Below are 1,811 nucleotides of genomic sequence, written 5' to 3' on the forward strand. Positions count from 1 at the left end.
ATGCCGGATTTGAGGCCGGCGAGGATCGCCCCGCCGCCCTCGATCCACATCGACATCCGCCAGGGGATGTTCGATGCCGCCATGCGCGCGACCAGTTCGGAGAACGATCGCGCATCCTCGGGCCCGACCGTGATCTCCACCGTGGTCCATTCATAGGTACCCATGGTGACGATCCGCATGCCCTCGGTCTCGGCATCGTCGGCGAACAGTTGCGAGGCCAGCGTGGGCCAGAGCAGATAATCGACCTGACCCTTCTTCGGCCTGTCATCGGGCAGTCGCGGGGCGACCGGATCACCGGGCAGGAACGGCCGCCAGTGCGGCTCGCTGGTCTGCCCGATCGCCTCGCGGATGCAGCGCAATGCATCCCGCGGATCGAGTTCATCGCAGGCGACGTCGATCCCGCGCAACGCCGTCACCACGCGGGAAACGAAGGCGGTATGCTTGGTGGAAAGCAGATCGGTCGCCAGGAAGATGTTCTGGGTATTGGTGAGCGAGGGGGCGCCCTCGGATAGTTTCGCCTGTTCGGCGGAGACGATCTTTTCCTCATCGCGGGTCAGCAGGGCACGGCGCGACCAGACCACGAGAAAACAGCGTTCCCAGCGCATGAGTTTGGGAAACACCCGCGCACGCTCGTTGAAGATGTCATCGAGATTGATGTCGAGTTCGCGCGCCGTCGCGCGTGGCCCGGCGAGATGGGCGGCGATGGCGTCCTCGATCAGACCGGGATCGGTGGCGAACCACGCTTGCAGCCCGTGCCCCTGAAACTCAAAGCCGGACTGGATATCGAGGCGTAGCCTCTCGACCTTGGCGTCGACGTCGCTGGCGTTGAACATCCGCCGCGACCCGTGGATCTCGATCAGCGTGATATACTCGCCCTTGCTGGTCAGCAGCGATGCGCCATCGACCGTCTCGAGATCGCAGTAGGACTCCAGCGGCTGTTTGAAGAAGCCGAAAATACCGCCGAGAATTTTGTCGGATAGCGCCATGAATTCAACCGGGTTGGGGATGAAGGAGGAGTCGTGTGCAAGCGGGGAACATCATCACGCCGCCTCCTGCGCATTTACCGGCGTCGCGGCATTCGGAGGAGGCCGGCCAAGGGCTTCGGCATATCGATCCTTGCCATCGACCATGTAGCGCCCGAGAGGCAGCAGCCGCAGTCCAGCACTCAGCTTTTGCGGACAGGCACCGCGACCCGGATCGGCCGCGTAGAACAGCGTCGCCAGATCGCGGGCGTTCGGGGAATAGCCACCGAGGACGATCCCGAGACGCACGCTTCGATTGGCCAGGGCGAGATAAGCCGAGACCAGATCCCGCGTTGTCTGATCATCGAGGGACGGCCGATGCCGCTGGTCGATCACCGGGGTCTCCCCGGCATCGAGCAGCCGCAAATGCAGAATTCGTGTCAGCCGGTTGATCGCAATCTGCGGGATCTCGGGGACCCAGACCGGCAGGAATTCGATCGCGGCGTGGGAGCGATGCAACCCCTGCCCCGCGCGGCAGAGCGGACAGGCGGGGAGAAGATTGCCGCGATCGAAGTTTCGCGCGTCATTATCGATGAAATAGAGATCGAGCCATCCGCCGCGCGCCTCGCAGATCGCGCACACGTCTTTGGCGTTGGCGATGACGGACAGGCGCGTCTCAGCATCGCCCAGATCGAGCGCCGCCGGATGGGCGGGACGGCAGCTCGACGGGAGAAGATGCTCAAGACGCGCCATCACATCCGCCTGGATCAGCCGTTGCCGTAGGTCAACTGCGCCGTCTGGCCGGTGACGGTTGCGGCGCCACCGGTGACGGTTTCGGCGGACTTGCCC

The 1,811-nt window shown here is 64.1% G+C and carries 1 protein-coding gene and 1 pseudogene; both read right to left on the minus strand.

Translation table 11 applies throughout. The features are described from left to right. A pseudogene (locus ACP5E6_RS18940) lies at positions 1-986 on the minus strand (ATP-binding protein); the annotation flags it as partial. Between the two features lie 54 nt (positions 987-1,040). Next, positions 1,041-1,811, minus strand: a 771-nt coding sequence (locus ACP5E6_RS18945; protein ID WP_427957030.1) for a hypothetical protein, incomplete at its 5' end; no start/stop codon positions are given.

The organism is Acidiphilium sp. (assembly GCF_049977125.1).
In the GTDB taxonomy this organism is placed as follows: domain Bacteria; phylum Pseudomonadota; class Alphaproteobacteria; order Acetobacterales; family Acetobacteraceae; genus Acidiphilium.